16 protein-coding genes and 1 tRNA gene are annotated in these 20,042 nt (G+C 54.3%); 4 read left to right on the top strand and 13 right to left on the bottom strand.

Features of this window, described 5'->3' with window-relative positions:
- Positions 1–5 precede the first annotated feature (5 nt).
- Together HCR00_RS06070 and HCR00_RS06065 are read left to right on the top strand one after the other, a co-directional pair.
- Entirely contained in the window at positions 6–1,025 is a 1,020-nt protein-coding gene (locus HCR00_RS06070) for a glycosyltransferase family 2 protein (RefSeq protein ID WP_167143694.1), read from the top strand.
- Positions 1,025–2,089 carry a glycosyltransferase family 2 protein gene (locus HCR00_RS06065; RefSeq protein ID WP_167143691.1) on the top strand — a complete coding sequence of 355 codons (1,065 nt, stop codon included), beginning with the start codon at positions 1,025–1,027 and terminating at the stop codon, positions 2,087–2,089. The genes HCR00_RS06070 and HCR00_RS06065 overlap by 1 nt, the downstream gene beginning before the upstream one ends.
- Here HCR00_RS06065 and HCR00_RS06060 read toward each other — a convergent pair.
- Both HCR00_RS06060 and HCR00_RS06055 read right to left on the bottom strand, forming a co-directional pair.
- A complete protein-coding gene (locus HCR00_RS06060; RefSeq protein WP_167143687.1) occupies positions 2,086–3,069 on the bottom strand; it encodes a glycosyltransferase in 984 nt (327 codons plus the stop codon). The genes HCR00_RS06065 and HCR00_RS06060 overlap by 4 nt on opposite strands.
- Positions 3,069–4,061, bottom strand: coding sequence for a glycosyltransferase family 4 protein (locus tag HCR00_RS06055; protein ID WP_167143685.1), 993 nt, complete (start codon positions 4,059–4,061; stop codon positions 3,069–3,071). The genes HCR00_RS06060 and HCR00_RS06055 overlap by 1 nt, the downstream gene beginning before the upstream one ends.
- 61 nt (positions 4,062–4,122) lie before the next feature.
- Between HCR00_RS06055 and HCR00_RS06050 the strand changes: the two genes are divergently transcribed.
- Both HCR00_RS06050 and glf read left to right on the top strand, forming a co-directional pair.
- Positions 4,123–5,412 (top strand): nucleotide sugar dehydrogenase, encoded by a 1,290-nt coding sequence (locus HCR00_RS06050; RefSeq protein ID WP_167143682.1) that lies wholly within the window; start codon positions 4,123–4,125, stop codon positions 5,410–5,412.
- Between the two features lie 69 nt (positions 5,413–5,481).
- On the top strand, positions 5,482–6,630 hold the full coding sequence (glf, locus tag HCR00_RS06045) for a UDP-galactopyranose mutase (protein ID WP_166986767.1): 1,149 nt from the start codon (positions 5,482–5,484) through the stop codon (positions 6,628–6,630).
- A gap of 47 nt (positions 6,631–6,677) precedes the next feature.
- Here glf and HCR00_RS06040 read toward each other — a convergent pair whose 3' ends face one another.
- The 11 genes from HCR00_RS06040 to mtrA all read right to left on the bottom strand — a co-directional run bounded on the left by HCR00_RS06040 (position 6,678) and on the right by mtrA (position 19,999).
- Entirely contained in the window at positions 6,678–8,039 is a 1,362-nt protein-coding gene (locus HCR00_RS06040) for an O-antigen ligase family protein (protein ID WP_167143679.1), read from the bottom strand.
- A 27-nt stretch (positions 8,040–8,066) separates the two neighbouring features.
- Positions 8,067–8,960, bottom strand: coding sequence for a c-type cytochrome biogenesis protein CcsB (ccsB, locus tag HCR00_RS06035; protein WP_424945201.1), 894 nt, complete (start codon positions 8,958–8,960; stop codon positions 8,067–8,069).
- 30 nt (positions 8,961–8,990) lie between these two features.
- Positions 8,991–10,415: an amidase gene (locus tag HCR00_RS06030; RefSeq protein ID WP_167143676.1), complete on the bottom strand. Its 1,425-nt coding sequence runs from the start codon at positions 10,413–10,415 to the stop codon at positions 8,991–8,993.
- A gap of 204 nt (positions 10,416–10,619) precedes the next feature.
- A tRNA-Thr gene (locus HCR00_RS06025) sits at positions 10,620–10,695 on the bottom strand.
- Between the two features lie 75 nt (positions 10,696–10,770).
- Entirely contained in the window at positions 10,771–11,694 is a 924-nt protein-coding gene (locus HCR00_RS06020; RefSeq protein WP_167143673.1) for a DsbA family protein, read from the bottom strand.
- A gap of 28 nt (positions 11,695–11,722) precedes the next feature.
- The gene (secA, locus tag HCR00_RS06015; RefSeq protein ID WP_167143762.1) at positions 11,723–14,347 is read right to left on the bottom strand and encodes a preprotein translocase subunit SecA; all 2,625 of its coding nucleotides are present in this window, start codon (positions 14,345–14,347) and stop codon (positions 11,723–11,725) included.
- 86 nt (positions 14,348–14,433) lie between these two features.
- Positions 14,434–15,057, bottom strand: a complete 624-nt coding sequence (hpf, locus tag HCR00_RS06010) for a ribosome hibernation-promoting factor, HPF/YfiA family (protein ID WP_167143670.1) — start codon at positions 15,055–15,057, stop codon at positions 14,434–14,436.
- 102 nt (positions 15,058–15,159) lie between these two features.
- Entirely contained in the window at positions 15,160–15,873 is a 714-nt protein-coding gene (locus tag HCR00_RS06005) for a ComF family protein (protein ID WP_167143667.1), read from the bottom strand.
- A gap of 74 nt (positions 15,874–15,947) precedes the next feature.
- Positions 15,948–17,621, bottom strand: coding sequence for an LpqB family beta-propeller domain-containing protein (locus HCR00_RS06000; RefSeq protein WP_167143664.1), 1,674 nt, complete (start codon positions 17,619–17,621; stop codon positions 15,948–15,950).
- Positions 17,621–19,309 carry an MtrAB system histidine kinase MtrB gene (gene mtrB / locus HCR00_RS05995; protein WP_167143661.1) on the bottom strand — a complete coding sequence of 563 codons (1,689 nt, stop codon included), beginning with the start codon at positions 19,307–19,309 and terminating at the stop codon, positions 17,621–17,623. The genes HCR00_RS06000 and mtrB overlap by 1 nt, the downstream gene beginning before the upstream one ends.
- A 9-nt stretch (positions 19,310–19,318) precedes the next feature.
- Positions 19,319–19,999 (bottom strand): MtrAB system response regulator MtrA, encoded by a 681-nt coding sequence (gene mtrA, locus HCR00_RS05990; protein ID WP_166986791.1) that lies wholly within the window; start codon positions 19,997–19,999, stop codon positions 19,319–19,321.
- Positions 20,000–20,042: the final 43 nt, after the last annotated feature.

Below are 20,042 nucleotides of genomic sequence, written 5' to 3'. Positions count from 1 at the left end.
GGCAAATGGAGCAGCAGATAGATATTGTGATTGCCGCTCACGATCCCGCTAGGCCGGTGCAGCGCGCAGTTGACTCGGTTTTAGCCTGCCCGGCTGCCCGTGTGATTTTGGTTGCCCACAACACAGACCCAACTGCGTTTGGGTTAAAAGAGCACCCTCGCTTAATTTTTATGCGGCTAGACGGTAGCCCGGGTATTCCTGGCGCACCAAAAAACGCCGGTCTTGCGCGCGCAAACCTGCCCTGGGTGGGGTTGCTAGATTCGGATGATTATTTTGAAGAGGGCGCATTGGAGGCGATGCTGCAGCATGCTATTGCAGAGAATGCAGATGCGGTGCTAGCGCCACTTCTGATAGTTGGAAACCGTCACAAAAGCAGGCTTCCCTCTTTGCGCAGCAGCGGCTTAACAGCGGTGCGAGACGAACTTTTTTATAGGACGGGCCCGCTCGGTATTTTCAAACAACAGCTGATGAGTGACGCGCCTGACTTTAACACCTGCTACAAGACTGGTGAAGATCTGCGGGTTACCGCTTATCTCTGGTCTAACGCACGCAATATAGTTTTTCACTGGAATGACCCAGCCTATGTCGTAACTAATGACGCACACACCAGGGCCAGCACAACAAAACGTTCGATCGCAGAGACCGGTGCGCCGTGGCTTGCTGTTTGGGATGAACCATTTATTGCAAACTGGCCAAAACGCCTGAAGGTTGCGTTGGCAACAAAGCTTCTTCGTGCGAATTATCTGCAATTCGATCGTTCAAACTTAAGCGCAGATGAAGAAACTTGGGCTGAGAATTTTCTAAAACGTCTGCGTGAGGTTGCGCCGTTAGCTTTTAAACACATTGCGGAATATGAGTGGAACGGTCAGCCGCATAAATTCTCACTTCGCGACCTACTTTTCTACAGACATTCAATATCGCGGTGGGAATTCATTAAAAAAATACAGTGGATGCAAGATGCTGCCGCAGAACTTAAAGGTAAATTGTTGCGGGGACGGGTTAATCCTAGGAGGAAACTAAACTAATGCAACGGCCAGACATTACTATTGTTGTTCCAGTTCACGATAAGGAGCGACCAATTCGCCGCGCTGTGGAATCGATCCTCCTTGATGAGCGCGCGATACCACTGGTTATTGCGCACAATTTACAGCCAGCAGAATTAGATTTGCCCGCTGATCCGAGAGTTCGAGTGGTCGAACTTGCAGGCAGTAAAGGAATGCCCGGTGCCTGCTTTGACCTCGGAATAGCCGAAGCTGAAACAGAGTGGGTTGGCATTATGGGGTCAGACGACTGGTTTGAACAAGGGGCCTTGGCTGCGATGCGGAAACGTGCAGCCACAGACGGTGCAGATGCCGTGATTGCGCCATTAAAAAATCAGGGGACTCCTTCTAACGTTATTCGCCCACTCACCTTAAGGAAGAAGAATCTTCGCGCAGCCAGGGATCGCGTCTTTTATCGCACAGCCCCGTTGGGAATTTATAAGACAGCTGTAATGCGAAAACCTGAATATCGTTTCGGTGCGGTGTTTCCGGCTGGCTCTGATATGCGTGTTACCGCGGCACTTTGGACGAGCGGGCACAAGGTTTCTTACTACTGGAACGATCCTGCGTATGTGGTTGGGGCTGACGCCAAAACACGCGTCACTTTTACCCCGCGACCACTAGATTTTACGGGAGCACCCTACCTCGGGCTGTTTGAAGAAGATGCGGTTAAAAGATTCTCAGCTGCAGAAAAACACGCCTTAGCGGTGAAGATGGTTAATGTGCATGTTATGAGCGCGGTGATGCTGCGACCAAATAAGTCTGACTGGCAGGGCAACGATTTTGTTTGGTTGTGCGACTATGTAGAGAAGTTGAAACAGTTTGATCCGCGCCTGCACCGCGCAATTTCACGGCGTGACCGCTGGATTTTGCAGGCTCTCTACGAACGCAATATCGACATGCTAGTAGAGGCGAACCAGCGCAGACTGCATGCTCGCATGTGGAACAAACTTTTGCCGGTGAACGTATTTTGGGCTCTTGCAGACCGTCAGGCTGCGTTGCGGTTGGCAATAGTTGGTGTGCTTGCGGCCCGCAGCACGCGATTCTAGCTCGCTGGGGTTTCTAAAACTTTCTCATAGATGCTGAGTAGCTGCTGCAGCACTGTATCAGGGCTGTGGGTGGCTTTGACCCACGCCTTAGCGGCGATGGCATCTGTTCCTAAAGCAGCCTTTACGATCTCTGCAAGCTCTGCAACCTGATCTGTAATAGTGCTCGGGTCAGCAGGACGAGCGTCGAATGTAAAGACCGGGGCGCTCTCTTCGTTCGCCATGGCAATTAGAGGTCGCCCGACAGCCATGGTTTGATAATCGGTCATTGAAAAAGCCGGGAACTTAAGCTGCCCCACAACCGCTTCTGCGCTGGCGAGAAATTTTTGAAATTCTTCAGCCGACATTAACGGGTGCAATACAACACCAGCTGATCCCGCTGAGGCGGCATCTGAGCCCCAGTCGAGCCCGTGCACCTCGAAACCGTCTGAAATTAACCTCTTCGCCAGGGGGATTAATAGTTCGACACCTTTTGTGCTGTCCCATCTAGAAGAAAAAACTATCCTCCCGGAAACGGGTGTAACCGCAGTGGTGAGCGGAGTTAAAAATGTTTGTGGGACTGGATTCGGTAGCCACACTGCGTCCGGGCGAATTTCACGCACCCAGCCTAATAAATCAGGTGTGGCGCAGATAACCGTCTGCGCGTCACGGAGGGTTTTGTTGATTATCTGGCGGAGGCCGGGTTTTTGCCAATCTCGGCGAATGTCGGATCCGTGCAGATGCACGATAAATGGGCGCTTCCCCCAAACCATATAGCCGTTTGTTGCAAAGTGTAGGTGCAATAGATCGTACTTATGAGACTCTTTGCGCCACGCTATTAAATCACAGAGGCGACTCCACAGCACTCTAACTGGATTTCCACGCCCAGGTGGGATTCTGCGCAGATCCCAAGAGAGATTCTGAGCTCTAGCTGCAGCTACAAGAGTGCTCGGAACACCAGCAACCTCATTGATATGAGCTACGCTGAAGCCATCGGTCTGCATTAAGCCGCAAACTTTCTATAGAGGCTTTGCAGCATAGGAATGTAAGGATCGGGCAGATGATGATCAAGCACCCACTGCCTGCCATTTAGGTTGTTTGCTGCGGCGACAGGATCGTGCAGCGCTGGCCCTATTTGCTCAACCACATCTGCAACCGAGCCTTCAAATACGGGAGGGGTTGAGCCGTCATCGGGGCGTGGTAGCCGTGATCCGAGAACTGCCACGGGCAACCCCATAGCCATAGCCTCAAACTCTGACACTCCGAGCATCGGGTTTGCCTGCCCGATCGCGACTGTGGCGCCGCCTATCCACTGCATGTAGCTAGTGTGATCCATTTTAGGCACCAAACGCACCCCGAGTTTTGCGGCTGCAGCGGCGTCGGCACCCCAGTCTAAGCCTTCAATAGTGGCCTCTGGATAAGCTTTCGTTAAGGCCTTAATGAGCGGCCACTGCCGGCTCGCGCCCTTAATCTCTTCCCAGCGTGACAGGAAGATAATTTTCGGAGCTTGGTTGCTGTCAGGTTGCCAGGTGGTGAGCCTATCGGGATCAATAAATGCTGGCATAAACTGTGCATCGGGGCGGGCTTCTTCAGCGTTTTCCTGTGTGTCCAGATTCGTGTAAAACACAGCTTCGGCCTGGTCCATATACCCCTGCATTCGTGATTTGCGCCGGCCTCTTGCCCAGTGGGTGCGGATATCGGTTCCGTGCAAATGAAGCAGAAGAGGCCTTTTCGGCATCGGCTTCCGCCGCGCCTCAGACACCGCTGTGCCATAGTGCACATGCAGCACATCAGATTCTCTAATTGCGCGCATGTGCCCCAGACGTAGCTTTGCTTGAAAAAGCATATTCGCTACACGATTTTTTGGACGATTTGTTGGGCGCACCGCTTCAGCACCTAGATAGCCCCAGTCGTAACCCATTCTGCCGGCGGCCTTCACTAGCGCCGCGCCAACATCGGCGCAGTCGTGGAAGTGGAGCACTCGCGGTTCTGACATGGATATCCATTCTCTCGTATTGCCTCCATCATATCTAGCGAGAAGCGGCTAAAATGAGCCTATGAAAATTGCTGTTGTTGCTACCGGAAAAATCGGTCTCCCGCTTGCCACTCAGTATGCCTCGATGGGGCATGAAGTGGTTGGTGTTGATGTTAACCAGGCGCTGGTTGATTGCATTAATCGGGGGGAAGAACCGTTTCCTGGTGAGGCTGGTTTGGCAGAGAAACTTGCCGAGCAGGTGCCTGCCGGTAAGTTGCGCGCAACAACAGATTACGCTGCCGCAATTCCGGGCGCTGACGCCGTTGTTATCGTGGTGCCGCTGTTAGTGGATGAGGAGACCTGGCAGCCGGACTTTGGCTGGATGGACGCTGCAACGCGCTCTCTTGCAGAAAACCTCACTCCCGGCACACTTATTTCCTATGAAACAACGCTGCCGGTGGGCACCACACGCGGTCGCTGGATGCCAATGATTGAAGAGATTTCAGGTCTGAAAGAGGGCGAAGACTTCTTCCTGGTTTTCTCTCCTGAGCGTGTGCTGACCGGCCGAGTCTATGCTGATCTGAAGAAATATCCGAAGCTCGTTGGCGGTCTGAGCGAGGCCGGCACCAAAAAAGCGATCGAGTTTTACGAGTCGGTGCTGACATTTGACGAGCGGCCAGATCTCGCACAGCCAAACGGAGTGTGGGATATGGGCACCGCCGAGGCGGCCGAGATGGCGAAACTTGCAGAAACCACATACCGCGACGTGAATATCGGTCTGGCGAATCAGTTCGCGCGCTATGCAGACACTGTTGGGGTTGATGTTTACAAGGTGATCGAGGCGTGCAATTCGCAACCGTTCAGCCACATTCACCGCCCGGGTATTGCTGTCGGTGGGCACTGCATCCCTGTTTATCCGCGACTGTATCTATCAACAGACCCGGCTGCAGATATTGTGCGCACCGCCCGTAACTACAACGCTACGATGCCAAGCTATGTGGTTGATCGGGTGCAGCAGATAGTTGGGGATCTGACGGGTCAGACGGTTGTTGTGCTCGGCGCTTCCTACCGCGGTGGGGTGAAAGAAACCGCTGTTTCGGGCGTCTTTCCAACAGTTGCAGAGCTAAAGGCGCGAGGCGCAAATGTGCTTGTGCACGATCCGCTGTTTAATGCGACAGAGCTTGCTGCGCACGGCTTTGATGCATACGAGCTCGGTAATCCGGTTGATGTTGCAATTTTGCAGGCGGATCACGCTGAATACCTCGACCTGACCGCTACGGATCTGCCGGGCATCAAACTCTTCGCTGATGGGCGTAACTTCACCAAACCTGAAGCGTGGGTCGGCACCCCACGTATCGTTATTGGCGGTTAAACGCTCTACGGCTATTTTTTAGGAACCTCACCGTTACTGCAACATAAATGATTTTTGGGCAGATAAAATGTGCCCATGGATCTTGTTGTAGTTGGTTCGGGACTGTTTGGCCTTACTATTGCTGAGCGCGTTGCCTCAGAACTGAATAAAAAAGTCGTAATTATTGAACGACGCAGCCATATCGGCGGCAATGCGTACTCAGAAAACGAAGCTGAGACCGGTATTGAGGTGCACCGCTACGGCGCGCACCTCTTCCACACCTCCAACGAAACAGTGTGGGAGTACGTTAATAAGTTCACTAGTTTCACAAACTACCAACACCGTGTTTACAGCAACCACAAAGGTGAGGTGTATCCGCTGCCGATCAACCTTGGCACGATCAACCAGTTTTTCCGGGCTGCGCACTCACCAGAGTCTGCGAAGGCTTTGATAGCTGAGCAGGCTGCAGAGTTTGACTCAAAAGAAGCGCAAAATCTTGAAGAAAAGGGCATCTCGCTGATTGGGCGCCCGCTGTTCGAGGCCTTTATTCGTGACTACACCGCGAAACAGTGGCAGACCCCAACCACCGAGCTGCCGGGCTCAATCATTAGCCGCCTACCGGTGCGTTACAACTACGACAACCGTTATTTCAACGACACCTATGAGGGCCTTCCGGTAGACGGCTACACGGCGTGGCTTGAGCGCATGGCGGCGCATCCAAATATTGAGGTGAAGCTAAACACCGACTTTTTTGATGAGTCACAACCGCTGAACAAAAAAGCGCTGGTTGGTAAGGTGCCGATTGTCTACACCGGTCCGGTTGACCGCTATTTCGATTATGCGGAGGGTGAACTGCAGTGGCGCACTCTTGATTTTGAAGAAGAAGTTGTCAACGTTGGCGATTATCAGGGAACGAGCGTAATGAATTACGCAGACGCTGACGTTCCCTACACTCGCATACACGAGTTCCGTCACTTCCATCCGGAGCGCGACTATCCAAAAGATAAAACCGTGATCATGCGTGAGTATTCGCGTTTCGCGACAAAGGATGACGAGCCGTACTACCCGGTTAACACGCCTGAAGACCGTGAGATGCTGCTGAAGTACCGTGACCGCGCGGCAGCCGAGCCGCAGGTGTTCTTTGGTGGCCGTTTGGGCACCTACCAGTATCTAGACATGCACATGGCTATCGGTGCCGCGCTGTCAATGTTCCGCAACGAAATTACTGAAATTTTTTAGCAGACACAGATAGCTGAGATGCTTGGCTGCGCTGCCGCTAGTGATCGCTAAGCGGTTGTTTTGTGCGCGATTGGAACCTGACTCCATGGCACACGTACGGGCTCCTCAAAACGGCTTGGCAGCTCATAATCTAGGCGGCACTTAACCGCGAGCAGCACGAGCAGCACCCAGCCACCTTCAACTAGCAGCCGGCTCTCTGCGAGAGATTGGGTGAGCAGCGCGACAAAAACAAGCAGCGGAAACAGTGCGCTAGTTGCGTAAGGCAGCGGTGCTCCAACCCCGCGCCGTGGCTGATCAATTGCGCGACACCACACACGCTGCAGGGTTATGAGCACGAGCACCGTGAACACCGCAAGCCCGACATAGCCAAGTTGCAGCCACACATCCAGCCAGGCGTTGTGAGCGTGCATAACCGGCAGGCCGGCTTTCTGATCGAGAGATTTAAAAGGCTCCACCCATGGAGTCCAATAGCTGACCCAGCCCCAACCAAACCAGGGGCGCTCAGCAGCAAGTGCCGTAACTTTCGACCAGATTTCAAGCCGTCCAGTTAAATCGGGGCTCTTCCCGAGGAGCGGTAGCCAAACTGCACGCCCGAAGATTCCAAAGGCAATTACCCCCGCAAGGAGTATGCCGCCGACGGAATATACAGGTGCGCGGCGCACACCAGCGCGGCGTGCCCACAGCGCAAAAAGAAGGGTGCATGAAACCACTAGCAGCGCGATCCAAACGGTTGCAGAGCGGGTGAGTGCCAGCACCCCAAGCGAAACAAACACCCAGAACCAACCGTTAGCCGGTCGCACCAGGCCGCCACGCAACTGGATTGCGAAAACTATTAAACCGAGCAGCGCGAGAAAACCGAGCAGGGCAGAGTTTGCCACCACACCCTGAATAGGGCCGCCCTCAAACAGCAGTGAGCGACTCCAATACAGGAGTTTTGAGACTTTTCCGGAGTCGGGCACATCTACGAAACCCATAAAAATAGGCTCACCAAAGACCATCTCAACGAACAGCTCAAAGAGCAGAGAGAGCCCGAGCAGGTAGCGCAGCGCGGTGCCGAGTGTGCGCAGCACCTCGTGCCACGTCAGGATAGAGGCCAATATCACCGCAATCACAGTGGTCGCGAGCTGCGCGAGAAACCCGAGCACCGTTTCAAAACGGTAAGCAGACCAGGTCACCGACAGCAGTGCGAGCAGCAGGAAGGCGAACAGCGGCTTTGGCACCCTGTACCACTTGAAATTAGCCGGTTTCAAACGCACAAAGAGAACAACACCGACTGCAATAAGCACAACAGCTGAGCCTAAATAGAGCGGCCAGCCGCCGATACTGCGCAGCGCGTTAGAGCCGAGTTGGTGCAAAAACACAAACACCGCGAAAGCGCTGATCCCTATCCGAGTGCGAGTGTCTGACATATTTTTATCGTACCGGGCGGAGTTAGCTTATAGGCCGGAGTATGCGTGCAAACCGTTAAACATGGTGTTTACAATTGCGAAATTGAATATCACCGTCGCATAAGCGATGATCGACAGCCAGGCAGAGCGGGTGCCGCGCCAACCGCGTGTGGCACGGGCGTGGATAAAACCGGCGTAGAGCACCCAGATGACGAAGCTCCACACTTCTTTAACATCCCAGCCCCAGTAGCGGCTCCACGCGTTTTCGGCCCAGATAGCGCCTGCAACCAGTGTGAAAGACCAGAACACGAAGCCGATAATCGCCACTCGATAACTTAGATCTTCGAGGCGCACCGCATCAGGAATTCCGCGCAAGAAGGGGAGGATCTGCTTTCCTTCTTTTTCCTTGTTCGCGCGTCTTGTTTGCAGCAACTGCAGCACTGACATACCAAACGAGAGCGTCAAGAACCCGACAGCGAGAACCGCCACCAGGATGTGGATTACGAGCCAGTAGGAGTCAAGCGCTGCCTGCAGCGGCACAATTTCGACGTAGTAGTTAACTTTTGTGATGCCTAAGAACAGCGTCACGAGACCTGTGATAAGGGTGCCAAGATAGCGCACCTCAACCACGAACTGCGCAAACAGATAGACGCCCACCATCACAAAAGTTCCGGTCAGCGCAAATTCATACATATTCGCCCAGGGCACGCGCTCGGCTCCGATGCCGCGTAAAACGGTTGCTGTGCCGTGCAATAAGAAAGCAACAATCGTCAGGGCAAACCCCGTGCGTGCCCACCGGGTTGGCTTGATTGTAGCCTCTGCGGTCTCTGCAGCCTGTGCGCGCCCAGCCAGATCAAAGGCATAGAAGATGAAGGCGAGAGCGTAAACCGCCATCGCAGAATACAGTGCGGTTACTGAATAGCTTTCAAGAGTCTCGAGCACAACTACTAATCTTACTTGCGAAGCCTGAAATTAAACAGTGTCAGACCACTCCGCCACGATGCCACCGGCTGCCTCAAGTTGTGCGGCCAGAGCGAGCAGCATTCCTTCGGCGCCACGTTTTGCAACGAACTGGATCCCGATGGGCACACCCGCAGCGCTGAACCCTGCGTGGATGCTCATCGCCGGATGCCCGGTCACGTTAAAGAGAGCAGCATTCGCAATACCCTTACGTGCAAGGGTTAGTGATGCACGCCAGCTGAGATTCGCGTAGACGTGTGCCTTCTCCGGAAGATCGACCTGGGTGGGCAGAGCGATGAGATCGGCTCCTTGAAACAGCTCATCTACAGCGTGCGCAAGTTTTTCTGCACGCAGCTGCGCCTGCCGCACAGCAAATGGGGGCACTAGCATGCCAACGCGTGCGGTTTTCTTTGTGCGGGAGGTGAGGTTGCGCCTAAACTGCACCTGCTTTGTTTCGACGTGCATGCCTGACAGATGCAGCGGCACAAATGCGTTGGATGGATCCGGCCAGCGAAACTGTGTCTGCTTCACCTCATGGCCGAGTGCGGTCAGGCGGGGCAGGAATGCCTGCATCGCCATCCCAACTTCGGTATTAATGCGTATTCCCCTAAGGATCGGCGCTAACGCAAAACGAACTCGAAGATTTCTATTATTCACGCCATAGAACTTGCCGGTTGCGCCGGCGCTTACTGCTTCGGTGAATGACTGTGTGGGGGAGTCGAGACGCCACACGTCGTGTGGCTCGTTGCCGCTTATGGTGTCGAGTGTTGTGGCCATGTCTTGGGCGGTGCGTGTTATTGCGCCGAAAGTGGCTAGACCGTGCCAATGTTCGGTGAGCGGTGCGCTTGAGATGCGGCCGCGAGTGGGTTTGAGGCCAAATACTCCGCACGCTGCGGCTGGGATGCGCAGTGATCCGCCGCCGTCAGCGCCGAGGGCGACAGGAACCATTCCTGTGGCAACCGCAACTGCCGACCCCGCGCTGGAACCGCCAGGCGAATAATTCGGGTTCCATGGGTTGAGAGTGGCGCCATGGTATTCACTTTCACCCGCGGGGAACTGCCCAAACTCGGGCATATTAGTGCGAGCAACTACTACCGCGCCGGCATCACGCAGCTTCGTTATGACGGGGGCTGTAAACGCTGTGGGGTTGAGGTTACCGCACCCGCCAAGGGTGGTTACATCTCCGGCAATGTCATATTCTTCTTTAACCACGACGGGCACACCAGCCAGTGGGTGGGTGGGCTGTGCAGCTTCATGTAGATTTTTGTCGACTGCGGCGGCCTCTGCTGTAGCACTATCACGCACAACTGTAATCGCATTAAAACGGTGGTCGAGTGTGGCGATCCGCTGCTTGGCAGCCTGCACCTGCGATACCGCAGTGCTCTCGCCAGCGCGCACCTGGGCGGTTATTTGCGTGGCGGAGTGAAAGCTTGTCATAGCTGTAGTTTAGCTGCGGTCTGTTTTAGAAGAAGCGCATTTGGTGTTTTAATCTACTTTGGCCAAGCAAGCCAAATAGCTAAAGCGAGGCTCAAAACCCCAGGCAGCAAAGCAAAAAGCCAGAGTTTGTTTTCTTTAGCCTTTAATGCACCTAAAAGAATCAAAGCCAGTCTGATGATGGCAGAAAGCACCATGACTCAAAAATGGAGCCGCCTATCGGACTCGAACCGATGACCTTCGCTTTACAAGAGCACTGCGCTACCAACTGCGCCAAGGCGGCATGCGCTAAAAACAAGCGCGGTTAAAATTATAGCCGGTCGAAACCCGTTTTGCACAAGTTGCGACCGGCTAAAAATTATCCGTTTGCTGCTTTAGCGTCTTGGATTGTTTTCAACAGGAACTGTTCGAGGTCACCATCGCGCTGTGGCACCCACTGTTCGCCATTGACAAGCACGGTCGGAGTTGACACAAGAATCTGTGGTTTCCCCTCTTCCTGCAGCTCGCCAGTGGTTGGGTTGCCAACCAAACGTGAGCCTTCGTTTAGGCCGATAATGCCTTCGCTGGTTACCTGGTTAGTAACCCGCGAAGTGAAAGAACCGAAGGGGCGGCTGTTTACACAGCTGGTTAACTCTGCAGTCTTTTCAGTGCCGGCAGAGACCGCAAGATCCAAAAGCTCCTGGTCTTTAAGACCCGGGGTGCCCTCTGCTGGTTGTTTTTCAAACAGAGCCCTTTGCACTTTAAATGCGTGTTCTGGCTGCTTATCGACGACGCATGAGAAGAGGTTAGCGGCGCGGGTTGAGTAGCGGGTTCCTGCGCTGGATGCATCCAAGAAGTTGAGTGGTGTCACCTCGAAGGTGAGATCGCCAGCAGCGGCCTGCTTTTCTAACAGCTCCCCGTAACGCTGTTCAAACGCGCCACAAGCAGGGCAAATAAAGTCGAGGTAGAGCTGCACATGCACAGGTCGCTCCGCAGTGTTAATAGCGGTCGGCACGAAGCTCTCGTCGGCAGCTAAGGCCGGAGTTTTTTCAACCTGCAGATCTTTCCCGAACACAACCCCGCCAGACTGCATGTTTGCCGCGCTGACAGCAGGGCCTTCAGGACGCACCTGCTGCGCGATTGCGAGACCGGCAAGCACTAACACGCCAACAACAACCAGAGCAACGAGCGCCTGAATAGTGATACGGTTGCGTTTAGCTTTCTTCGCCTCCTGCTCGCGTGCCAGTCGAGCCTGTTCGCGCGCCAGATTACGGCGTTCCTGCTTACTGAGATTCTGGTTCATCGTTAGATTTGTTTCCTCTTCTGAAGTCTTAGCGTTGTTCCCCGGTTGTGTGTGCTGTGCCGTCCTCGTCAGGAGCGGTGTAGCTCAACTCAGATTCATCCGGAGTGGTTTCTTCCTCAAGGCCTGCGCCTGCGAGTTCAACATGGTCGGCTTCCTTGCGCACCTGCACCTGCAGGTTGTGAATCATACCCAAAGATTCTTCTTTGATCTGATCCGTCATTGCCTGGAAGAGCTCATATCCCTCGCGCTGGTATTCAACGAGCGGATCGCGCTGTGCCATAGCGCGCAACCCGATGCCCTCTTTGAGATATTCCATCTCGTAAAGATGATCACGCCAGTGACGGTCGATAGTGGCGAGCACAACACGACGTTCTAGCTCACGCATACCGATTTCGCCGAGTTCTTCCTCGCGCGCCTTATAGGCGTGTTCGGCATCTGAAATTAGCTCACGACTGATGTAGTCAGCGCCGTTTTTGCCGAACTTTCCGCCCGCTGCCGCAAGCAGCTCATCAGCGGTAATCCCCATTGGGTAGAGGCGGCCCAGCTCGTTCCAGATACCGTCAAGATCCCAGCCGCCGTCAGCGTTCTGGTGTGCGTTAACAATATTGCGGATGGTGTCTTCTCTAAACTGAGTCACCCGATCACGAATATCGTCACCGTCCAAAATTTGCTCACGATCGGCGTAGATAGCCTGCCGCTGACGGTTTAAAACATCGTCATATTTGAGCACATTCTTGCGGATCTCGGCGTTCCTCGTCTCAACCTGCGTCTGTGCCGACTGAATGCCACGGCTCATGATCTTGCCTTCGAGCACTGCGTCGTCGGGAATGCGTGGATTATTCATCATAGTGCTTGCCAGACCAGACTGGAAGAGACGCATCAGATGGTCGGTCAGAGACAGGTAGAAGCGGCTCTCGCCAGGATCGCCCTGACGGCCGGCACGACCTCGCAACTGGTTATCGATGCGACGTGACTCGTGACGTTCGGTGCCGAGCACATAGAGACCTCCGGCAGCGATTACTTTTTCAGCCTCTTGGGCGACAGAGTCTTTGGTGTTTTCGAAAACCTCGTCCCAAGCAGCTTCGTACTCTTCAGGGTTTTCCTCGGTTGAGAATCCTCGTGCCGTCATCTCCTGCACCGCAAGAAACTCTGCGTTACCTCCGAGCATAATGTCGGTGCCGCGACCGGCCATATTGGTGGCTACGGTTACCGCACCCAGGCGACCGGCCTGGGCTACGATGGCCGCCTCACGTGCGTGGTTTTTTGCGTTCAGCACCTCGTGGCGGATGCCCTTCTTCGCCAACAGGCGCGAGAGGTATTCGCTTTTTTCCACCGAGGTGGTGCCAACTAGCACAGGCTGACCCTTAGCGTGACGCTCAACAATGTCGTTTACTATCATGTCGAACTTCACCTGCTCGTTTTTATAAACGAGGTCTGGCTGGTCGACGCGCTGCATTGGGCGGTTGGTCGGAATTGGCACAACACCCAGTTTGTAGGTGCTCATAAACTCTGCGGCTTCGGTTTCAGCCGTACCGGTCATGCCGGAGAGCTTTTCGTAGAGGCGGAAATAGTTCTGCAGAGTAACGGTTGCCAGCATCTGGTTTTCCGCTTTTACCTGGACACCCTCTTTGGCTTCAATCGCCTGGTGCATTCCCTCGTTGTAGCGGCGCCCCGGCAGGATACGGCCGGTGTGCTCATCAACGATCATCACCTCGCCGTCTAGCACGACGTAGTCCTTATCGCGAGTGAACAGCGCGTTAGCTTTAATCGAGTTATTCAAAAACGAAATGAGCGGGGTGTTTACTGACTCGTAAAGGTTTTCGATACCGAGGTAGTCTTCAACCTTTTCGATGCCTGGTTCGAGCACTCCAACGGTGCGCTTCTTTTCATCAACCTCATAATCAACGCCGGCAACCAGTGTTTTTGCAATTTTCGCAAAGTCTGCGTACCACCGGTTTGCATCCCCCGATGAAGGGCCAGAAATAATCAGCGGTGTGCGGGCCTCATCGATCAGAATCGAGTCAACCTCGTCAATAATGGCGAAGTAGTGACCGCGCTGTACGCGGGCGTCGGCGCTTGAAGCCATGTTGTCGCGCAGATAGTCGAAGCCGAACTCGTTGTTCGTGCCGTAAGTGATATCTGCGTCATACTGTTTCCGGCGTTCTGCGGGGCTCTGGTTTGAGATGATGCAGCCCGTGGTCATACCCAGTGCGCGGAACACGCGACCCATTAGATCTGACTGATACTGCGCCAAATAGTCGTTTACGGTAATAACATGCACGCCGCGACCGGTGAGAGCATTTAGATATGCCGGCATGGTTGCCACAAGGGTTTTACCCTCACCGGTTTTCATCTCAGAGATATTGCCGAGATGCAGGTTTGCGCCACCCATGATCTGTACCGGATAGGGGCGCAAACCGATTGTGCGTTTTGCCGCCTCACGCACAGCCGCAAATGCTTCGGCCATAATGTCGTCGAGAGTTTCGCCAGCTTCGAGGCGTTGCCGAAACTCGGCTGTCTCTTCACGCAGCTCTTCGTCTGTTAACTCCTCGTAAAGTGGCTCTAGGTCTTCAACCTGCTTCGCAATCTTCTCAAGTTGTTTGCGAATACGACCCTCTCCAACACGGAGAATTTTCTCTATCACATTTGCCACGTGCGGCTCCATCAGGGTGTGCGTTAGTAAACCGTCTGCCGGGTTGGCAGACATACGTGACAAATTCTACCAATGCTGTCTGGGAACTACTCAGCCGCATCATCAAGCGAGATGACACCGTAGTTCCAGCCCTTGCGCCGATATACAACGCTTGGACGACCGTTAGCAGCATCAATAAACAGATAGAAATCGTGCCCGACCAGCTCCATCTGATCAACAGCCGCCTCTGCGGTCATCTCGACAGCTGGAAAACTCTTTGTGCGAATAAAAATGGGGGTGTAATCATCTTCCTGACCATTTTCATCTCGCCCAGCATCGCCGGTGTGCAAACCAAACGCCTCAGGCGGTGCTGCTTCAATATCCAAACCAGCAAAAGCGCCATCAGCAACTGAAACCTTTCCTTTACGGTGGTCAACCTTACGCTTATCTTTTGCGCGTCGCACACGCTCCAGCACACGACCGTAGGCGATATCGAACGCTGAGAATTTATCTCCGGATGTTGCCTCAGCGCGAATTACTGAACCGGGAACGACAATCGTGATCTCAACACGGTCACCGTGCTCGGGGCTTTTATCACTTGTGCGTGACACCCGCACCTCAAACTTTTGTGCCTTTGGTAGGAGAGAGGCAATCTTCTCTGTCTTGGCACCTACATAATCTTCAAAACGATCGGTGATGCTGACGTTACGTCCGCGAATGATGACGTCCATGATGGCCCTCCTTCAGTGCTACGCAAGGCGGGTGCCACCCAGGGTTGGGGGCAACTCTGCCCGCCTTAACCAAACCATACTCCCCTAAAGATGAGTTTTCAATCAAGACTTGTGACGTTTGGCGCTGCACAGTGTCACAGCCCCAAAAATCTTGCATCCCGTATCTGCAAGAACACTCGCCGCCGCGCTCAAAGTTGCCCCTGTTGTGCAGACATCGTCAACCAACAGTAACTGCGCTAATGGATATCGTTTGCGCAGACGTTGGAAATTACGTCGGTTGACTCGCACCCGCCGCGCGTTTCTCTCCCGATCACCCGCGGAGCTGCCAACTTGGGAGGTGCGAAAGTAACTCGCGCGCAGCAACCAACAAACTGGAATTCGTGCCGCAGTAGCGTCACGACAGCGCAGCAGCAACCGTAGGTGATTGTAGCCGCGCTCACGAGTTTTGCTGCGGCGCGAGGGCATCGGCACCAACACCAACTGCGGCGCAGCGGGGATTTTAGAGACAGCGCCGTTTAGAATAACCCCCAGCAGTTTCGCATACTGTGTTGCCCCCTGATGTTTGTAGCGCAGCAGACACTCTTTCAGAACACCTTCATAGCTTGCGAGATACCAAACTGAGAGGCCCCGAGCAGAATCTGACGTGCGGTAATAGACGGTGCGTGATTGCAGCGCCTCTTGACTGAGTGCTCGAATTTGGTGTCGACAGTCGCGGCACAGGAACCTGTCAAAACGGCCGCAGCCAAAACAGTTGCTGGGGAACAGCAGCGCTCGCAGATCAAGGAGCACGCGATACCAATAGGGGTGGGCAGTCATAAAATAATGGTTACGCAAGCTGGCCCCTACAAGCACAAACTCCTGAAAATCTGTGGATAATCTGTGCGAGAAATTCAGATACGTTTAGCCAGCAGCGCGATCTCGCTGGCAGCCTGCGTCCAGCCGTTGGCGCCTTGCGGGCGTAGCACAGTTCCGTCTGTATCAAGAACGCGCAATCCACGGCTGCTGTCTGCGGCGGCCACGCTAATACCGTTCGGCACTACGCCACGGTCGGTCGGCAACAAGCCGACACCGCCCACTGTCACCTTTGCCGCCTCGCTCACGCGGGACAGCACAACAAAGCGACTTCCGTCGATCCAGTCAATATCAACCGCATTACCGGTCTGAGTGAGCACTAGGTGGGCGGCGGGATCCAATCCGTTTGGGGCCCCGTGCGCATCACGGCTGATACCTGATACAAGCACACTGGTTTGTGAGTTGCGGGTGACGAGCATCGCGAGCAGATTGCCGTCAGCAGAGACGCGAATTTGCTGCAATCCGTCCAACTCCACCGCTGGAACTTGGAACTCGGTGGGTGCGCCCTCGCCGTTCTGCACGAAAATCTGACTGCTGCTACCGGGGGCAGCCGTCCAGACGTAACCCCACGGGTCTAGTGAGGGGTTTAACAGATCCTTACGTGCGTCAATCAGAGCCTCGCTATCGCCCTGCACAAGATGCACGCCCTTTGTTGTTAGCACCGCTGCGCGATCACCGGCGATATTCACCATTGCATCAAGGGGTTTTAACTTTTGCAGAGGCTCTGCCAACGCAGTCTGCCCCTCGATTAGTGAGCCGCGCAGCTCACCGAAGCTATTATTGCGCAGTGCGTAGGGGAACTTACTAAGCTCTTCTTCCTGCTTTGTCGCAACCCAGCCCTCTCTGACACTGCGGTTGCTGGCGGTTGAGATTGTGTAGTGATCGAGCACCCCAAGTGGCGCGAGCGTTGCGTTTAACTGGGCAGCGAAAGTGTCTATCGCGGTGTCGCTTAATTCAGCAAATGCGCTCGATAGCTCAACATTGATGCGGCCGTCGTCGATCAGTGGCGGTGACTGCAGCGCAACAGAGTTTGGAATAGCCGGGCTGTAGGCGAGCTGATGCATTGCAGAGGGCCCTGCAAGCAGTTGCTCAAGCACCCGCTGCATCAGCAGTGTATCGTTTACAAACCAGCGTTGATCGGCGAAAAGTGTGCCGGTGCTGTCGGGATAGTACAGGCTAATTTGCATCCACACAGTGGTAAACATGCTTCGATCGAGCACGATTCCGACGGGCGCGCGAGAGATGCGCCACTCGTTGCCGACCCGCTCAAACTCAAAATTTAGTTCGCTTGTTTGGCTCTGCGTTGGGTTGACGGTGAGGATGCCATTGCGATCAACCTGGGCGATGGTTGAAATCGAAACTGAGGCGGATGTTTCGCTAATCTGCTGAAAAGGTCTCGTGCCCTCATCGATCAAAGCGATAGCTCGTGGCTCCCAAACGTCAGCAAAAGCGGGAGTTAGGTATTCACGGGCGACAGCATAATCGTGGTTGGCTGATGAGGCGGCCACGAGGAAACCGCGCAACACCTCCTCCTGCGTTGCGCCGGGGAGCGGGCCGCTCGGATCAAAAACCACCTGTTCGTCAGTCTGTTTTAGATTGCTGAGCCCCGTTTGTACACTGCCAGAGGACGGCACACCAGCACAGCCTACTAATGCTAATGCGCTTGTGAGAAGCACAGTCAGCAGTACAAAAATTTTCTTGAAACGGTGCACTAGCGCCCTCCCTTCGAGAGCCATCGGCGCGGACGATCCAACCAGCCGGTTTGCTCTGACTGTGTAGCAGCGTCTGCAACATCTGCGGGGGTCAGCGGCAGCGGCGACAAAAACGTGTCTTGGTTGTCATTTTTCGGGAGGGTCAGCCTGAAGTTGGCGCCGGCATCTGGAGCAGACCAGACATCAAGCACACCGCCGTGTGCCTCAGCATCTTCACGAGCGATTGCAAGCCCTAACCCGGTGCCGCCGAGAGTGCGCTTGCGGCTCGGATCTGCGCGCCAAAAACGATCAAAGACGCGATCCACCTGTGCTTCGGTCATGCCGATACCGTAGTCGCGTACCGTAATCGCAACGGCGCTTGAGTTGGAATCCAGCGTGACGATAATTGGGCGCCCCTCACCGTGTTCAATTGCGTTACCCACTAGATTGCGCACAATGCGGCTAATGCGGCGCGGGTCTATTTCAATGGCGTTGTATGCCCCGAGTGGGCGCACCTCGATGATGCTTTGTGAGAGCGGCTGCAGTTGCTCGACCTGTTCCTGCACAAGCTGCACCAGTGATGTGGGCTCAGTGTCCAGCTGGACACGACCGGCATCGTAGCGTGAAATCTCGAGCAGATCATCAAGCAGCATGCCGAAGCGAGTGAGTTGTTCACCCATCACGCTCGCTGCTCGTTTCTCAACAGGCGGGAGATTTTCAGAATTTGTCAGCACCTCGCTTGCCAAGCGGATCGTGGTGAGCGGGGTGCGCAACTCGTGCGAAACGTCTGAGACGAAACGCTGCTGCATAACCGAGAGAGTGTCAAGCTCACTAATCCTGGCGCTTAGGGTGTCTGCCATCGTATTGAAGTTATTGCTTAGAGCATCAAAAGCGAAGTCACCCTGCTGTTCCATACGCGCCTTGGCGTCGCCTGACGCGAGACGTTTAGAAGCTTCAGCCGCCTCCCTAATTGGAGCAAAAAGCTGCACCGCTGCATACCACACTAGGAGCAACAGAATTATGAGCGTGAATACTCCGGTAACAACAAGGGTGCGGGTGATAAAAGTGAGCGAGTCATCAGTTTCTGCAAATGAATAACCGATGAATAGATCATAGGTGCCGATTCCGGCAGGAAAAACAAGCTCAGTGGCAACAATTATGCCGGGCAGGGTATCCGTGTCAAACCCAGAGGTGGGAAGCTCTACATACTGCCAGAGTTGTTCTGCGTCAGAGGTTGCAGCCGCGTTGCTCAACTCAGTAGTAACCGCCTCCATCACACCAGCTCCGGTGCGAAAATCTAGTGGCGCGTCTTGCGAGGCCGCTTGTCCGGCTTGCCTTCGCACATATATTAGTGAGCTGGAGGAAATATCGCGGATCGCTGAGCGCACTGACAGCATTAGTGATGACAAAGATGAACGGTCGCTCGCATCAGAGCTGTCGATTATTCGCTGTGCGGCAACGGTTGCGCGAGCGCTATCTTCTAAGGCGTTCTCGAGTTTGCTCGCGGTTAAATCTTCGCGCACGCTAGAGAGAATAAAAGTGCCACCAAATAGGGTTAGCAGAGAAGCAATAACCACCGTCATCGTAATAACACGCAACGGCAGGGAATTTTGCCAGCGGCGACGAATTGGGCCGAATACTGGATCGATCCGACGTAAAAACCGGAGTTTGCGCAGCCTCCGCCGCCGCCGTTTTTCTCTAGCAGGCATCGCCTGAGATTACTTCCCGCTACCTGCGCGGTAACCAACGCCGCGCACGGTCACTACGATAGTTGGGTTGTCAGGATCAACCTCAATTTTTGCGCGCAGGCGCTGCACGTGCACATTTACGAGACGATTGTCTGCTTTGTACTGGTAGCCCCAAACTTTTTCCAGCAGGGCATCTCGAGTGAATGCCTGATCCGGATAGCGGGCAAGCAATTCGAGCAGATCAAACTCCAGCGGTGTCAGCTGAATTACCTCGTCACCGCGCTTTACCTCGTGTTTGCTAACGTCAATGCAAACATCGCCAATGCGTAGTTTGCTGTCGTTTGAGCCCTCAATTTTGCGCAACCTGGCACGCACACGCGCAAGCAATTCGGTGGGGTTGAACGGTTTCATGACGTAGTCATCGGCGCCAGCTTCAAGCCCGGCGACAACGTCTTGCGTGTCGGTGCGGGCGGTGAGCATAATGATTGGGGTGCCGCTAGTTTCGCGGATGGTGCGGCAAACCTGAATACCATCCATCCCCGGCAGCATCACATCTAGGAGCACTAGATCGGGCTGCAGAGAGTCAAATTTTGCAACCGCGTCGTTGCCGTCCCCTGCATGTGTTGTCTGGAATCCCTCAGCTGCAAGCACCAGCCCAAGCATTTCAGCCAGATCAAAATCATCGTCAACAATTAGGACGTGCGCGTTCATTGCTTAGGGATCCTTACGTGATGAAAATGGTTTTTAGAAAATT

Source organism: Canibacter zhoujuaniae, assembly GCF_011752005.1.
Classification (GTDB): domain Bacteria; phylum Actinomycetota; class Actinomycetes; order Actinomycetales; family Microbacteriaceae; genus Canibacter; species Canibacter zhoujuaniae.
The sequence above is the reverse complement of the archived record's forward strand: the minus strand, read 5'-3'. Positions and strand labels throughout refer to the sequence as shown.

What these genes read in the sequence shown, in the direction of transcription:
- hpf (WP_167143670.1), bottom strand. Translation starts at nt 15,057, where the DNA reads ATGGACGTCATCATTCGCGGACGTAACGTCAGCATCACCGATCGTTTT.
- HCR00_RS06070 (WP_167143694.1), top strand. Translation starts at nt 6, where the DNA reads ATGGAGCAGCAGATAGATATTGTGATTGCCGCTCACGATCCCGCTAGG.
- HCR00_RS06020 (WP_167143673.1), bottom strand. Translation starts at nt 11,694, where the DNA reads ATGAACCAGAATCTCAGTAAGCAGGAACGCCGTAATCTGGCGCGCGAA.
- HCR00_RS06005 (WP_167143667.1), bottom strand. Translation starts at nt 15,873, where the DNA reads ATGACTGCCCACCCCTATTGGTATCGCGTGCTCCTTGATCTGCGAGCG.
- mtrB (WP_167143661.1), bottom strand. Translation starts at nt 19,309, where the DNA reads ATGCCTGCTAGAGAAAAACGGCGGCGGCGGAGGCTGCGCAAACTCCGG.
- HCR00_RS06065 (WP_167143691.1), top strand. Translation starts at nt 1,025, where the DNA reads ATGCAACGGCCAGACATTACTATTGTTGTTCCAGTTCACGATAAGGAG.
- HCR00_RS06055 (WP_167143685.1), bottom strand. Translation starts at nt 4,061, where the DNA reads ATGTCAGAACCGCGAGTGCTCCACTTCCACGACTGCGCCGATGTTGGC.
- HCR00_RS06060 (WP_167143687.1), bottom strand. Translation starts at nt 3,069, where the DNA reads ATGCAGACCGATGGCTTCAGCGTAGCTCATATCAATGAGGTTGCTGGT.
- HCR00_RS06030 (WP_167143676.1), bottom strand. Translation starts at nt 10,415, where the DNA reads ATGACAAGCTTTCACTCCGCCACGCAAATAACCGCCCAGGTGCGCGCT.
- HCR00_RS06040 (WP_167143679.1), bottom strand. Translation starts at nt 8,039, where the DNA reads ATGTCAGACACTCGCACTCGGATAGGGATCAGCGCTTTCGCGGTGTTT.
- mtrA (WP_166986791.1), bottom strand. Translation starts at nt 19,999, where the DNA reads ATGAACGCGCACGTCCTAATTGTTGACGATGATTTTGATCTGGCTGAA.
- HCR00_RS06050 (WP_167143682.1), top strand. Translation starts at nt 4,123, where the DNA reads ATGAAAATTGCTGTTGTTGCTACCGGAAAAATCGGTCTCCCGCTTGCC.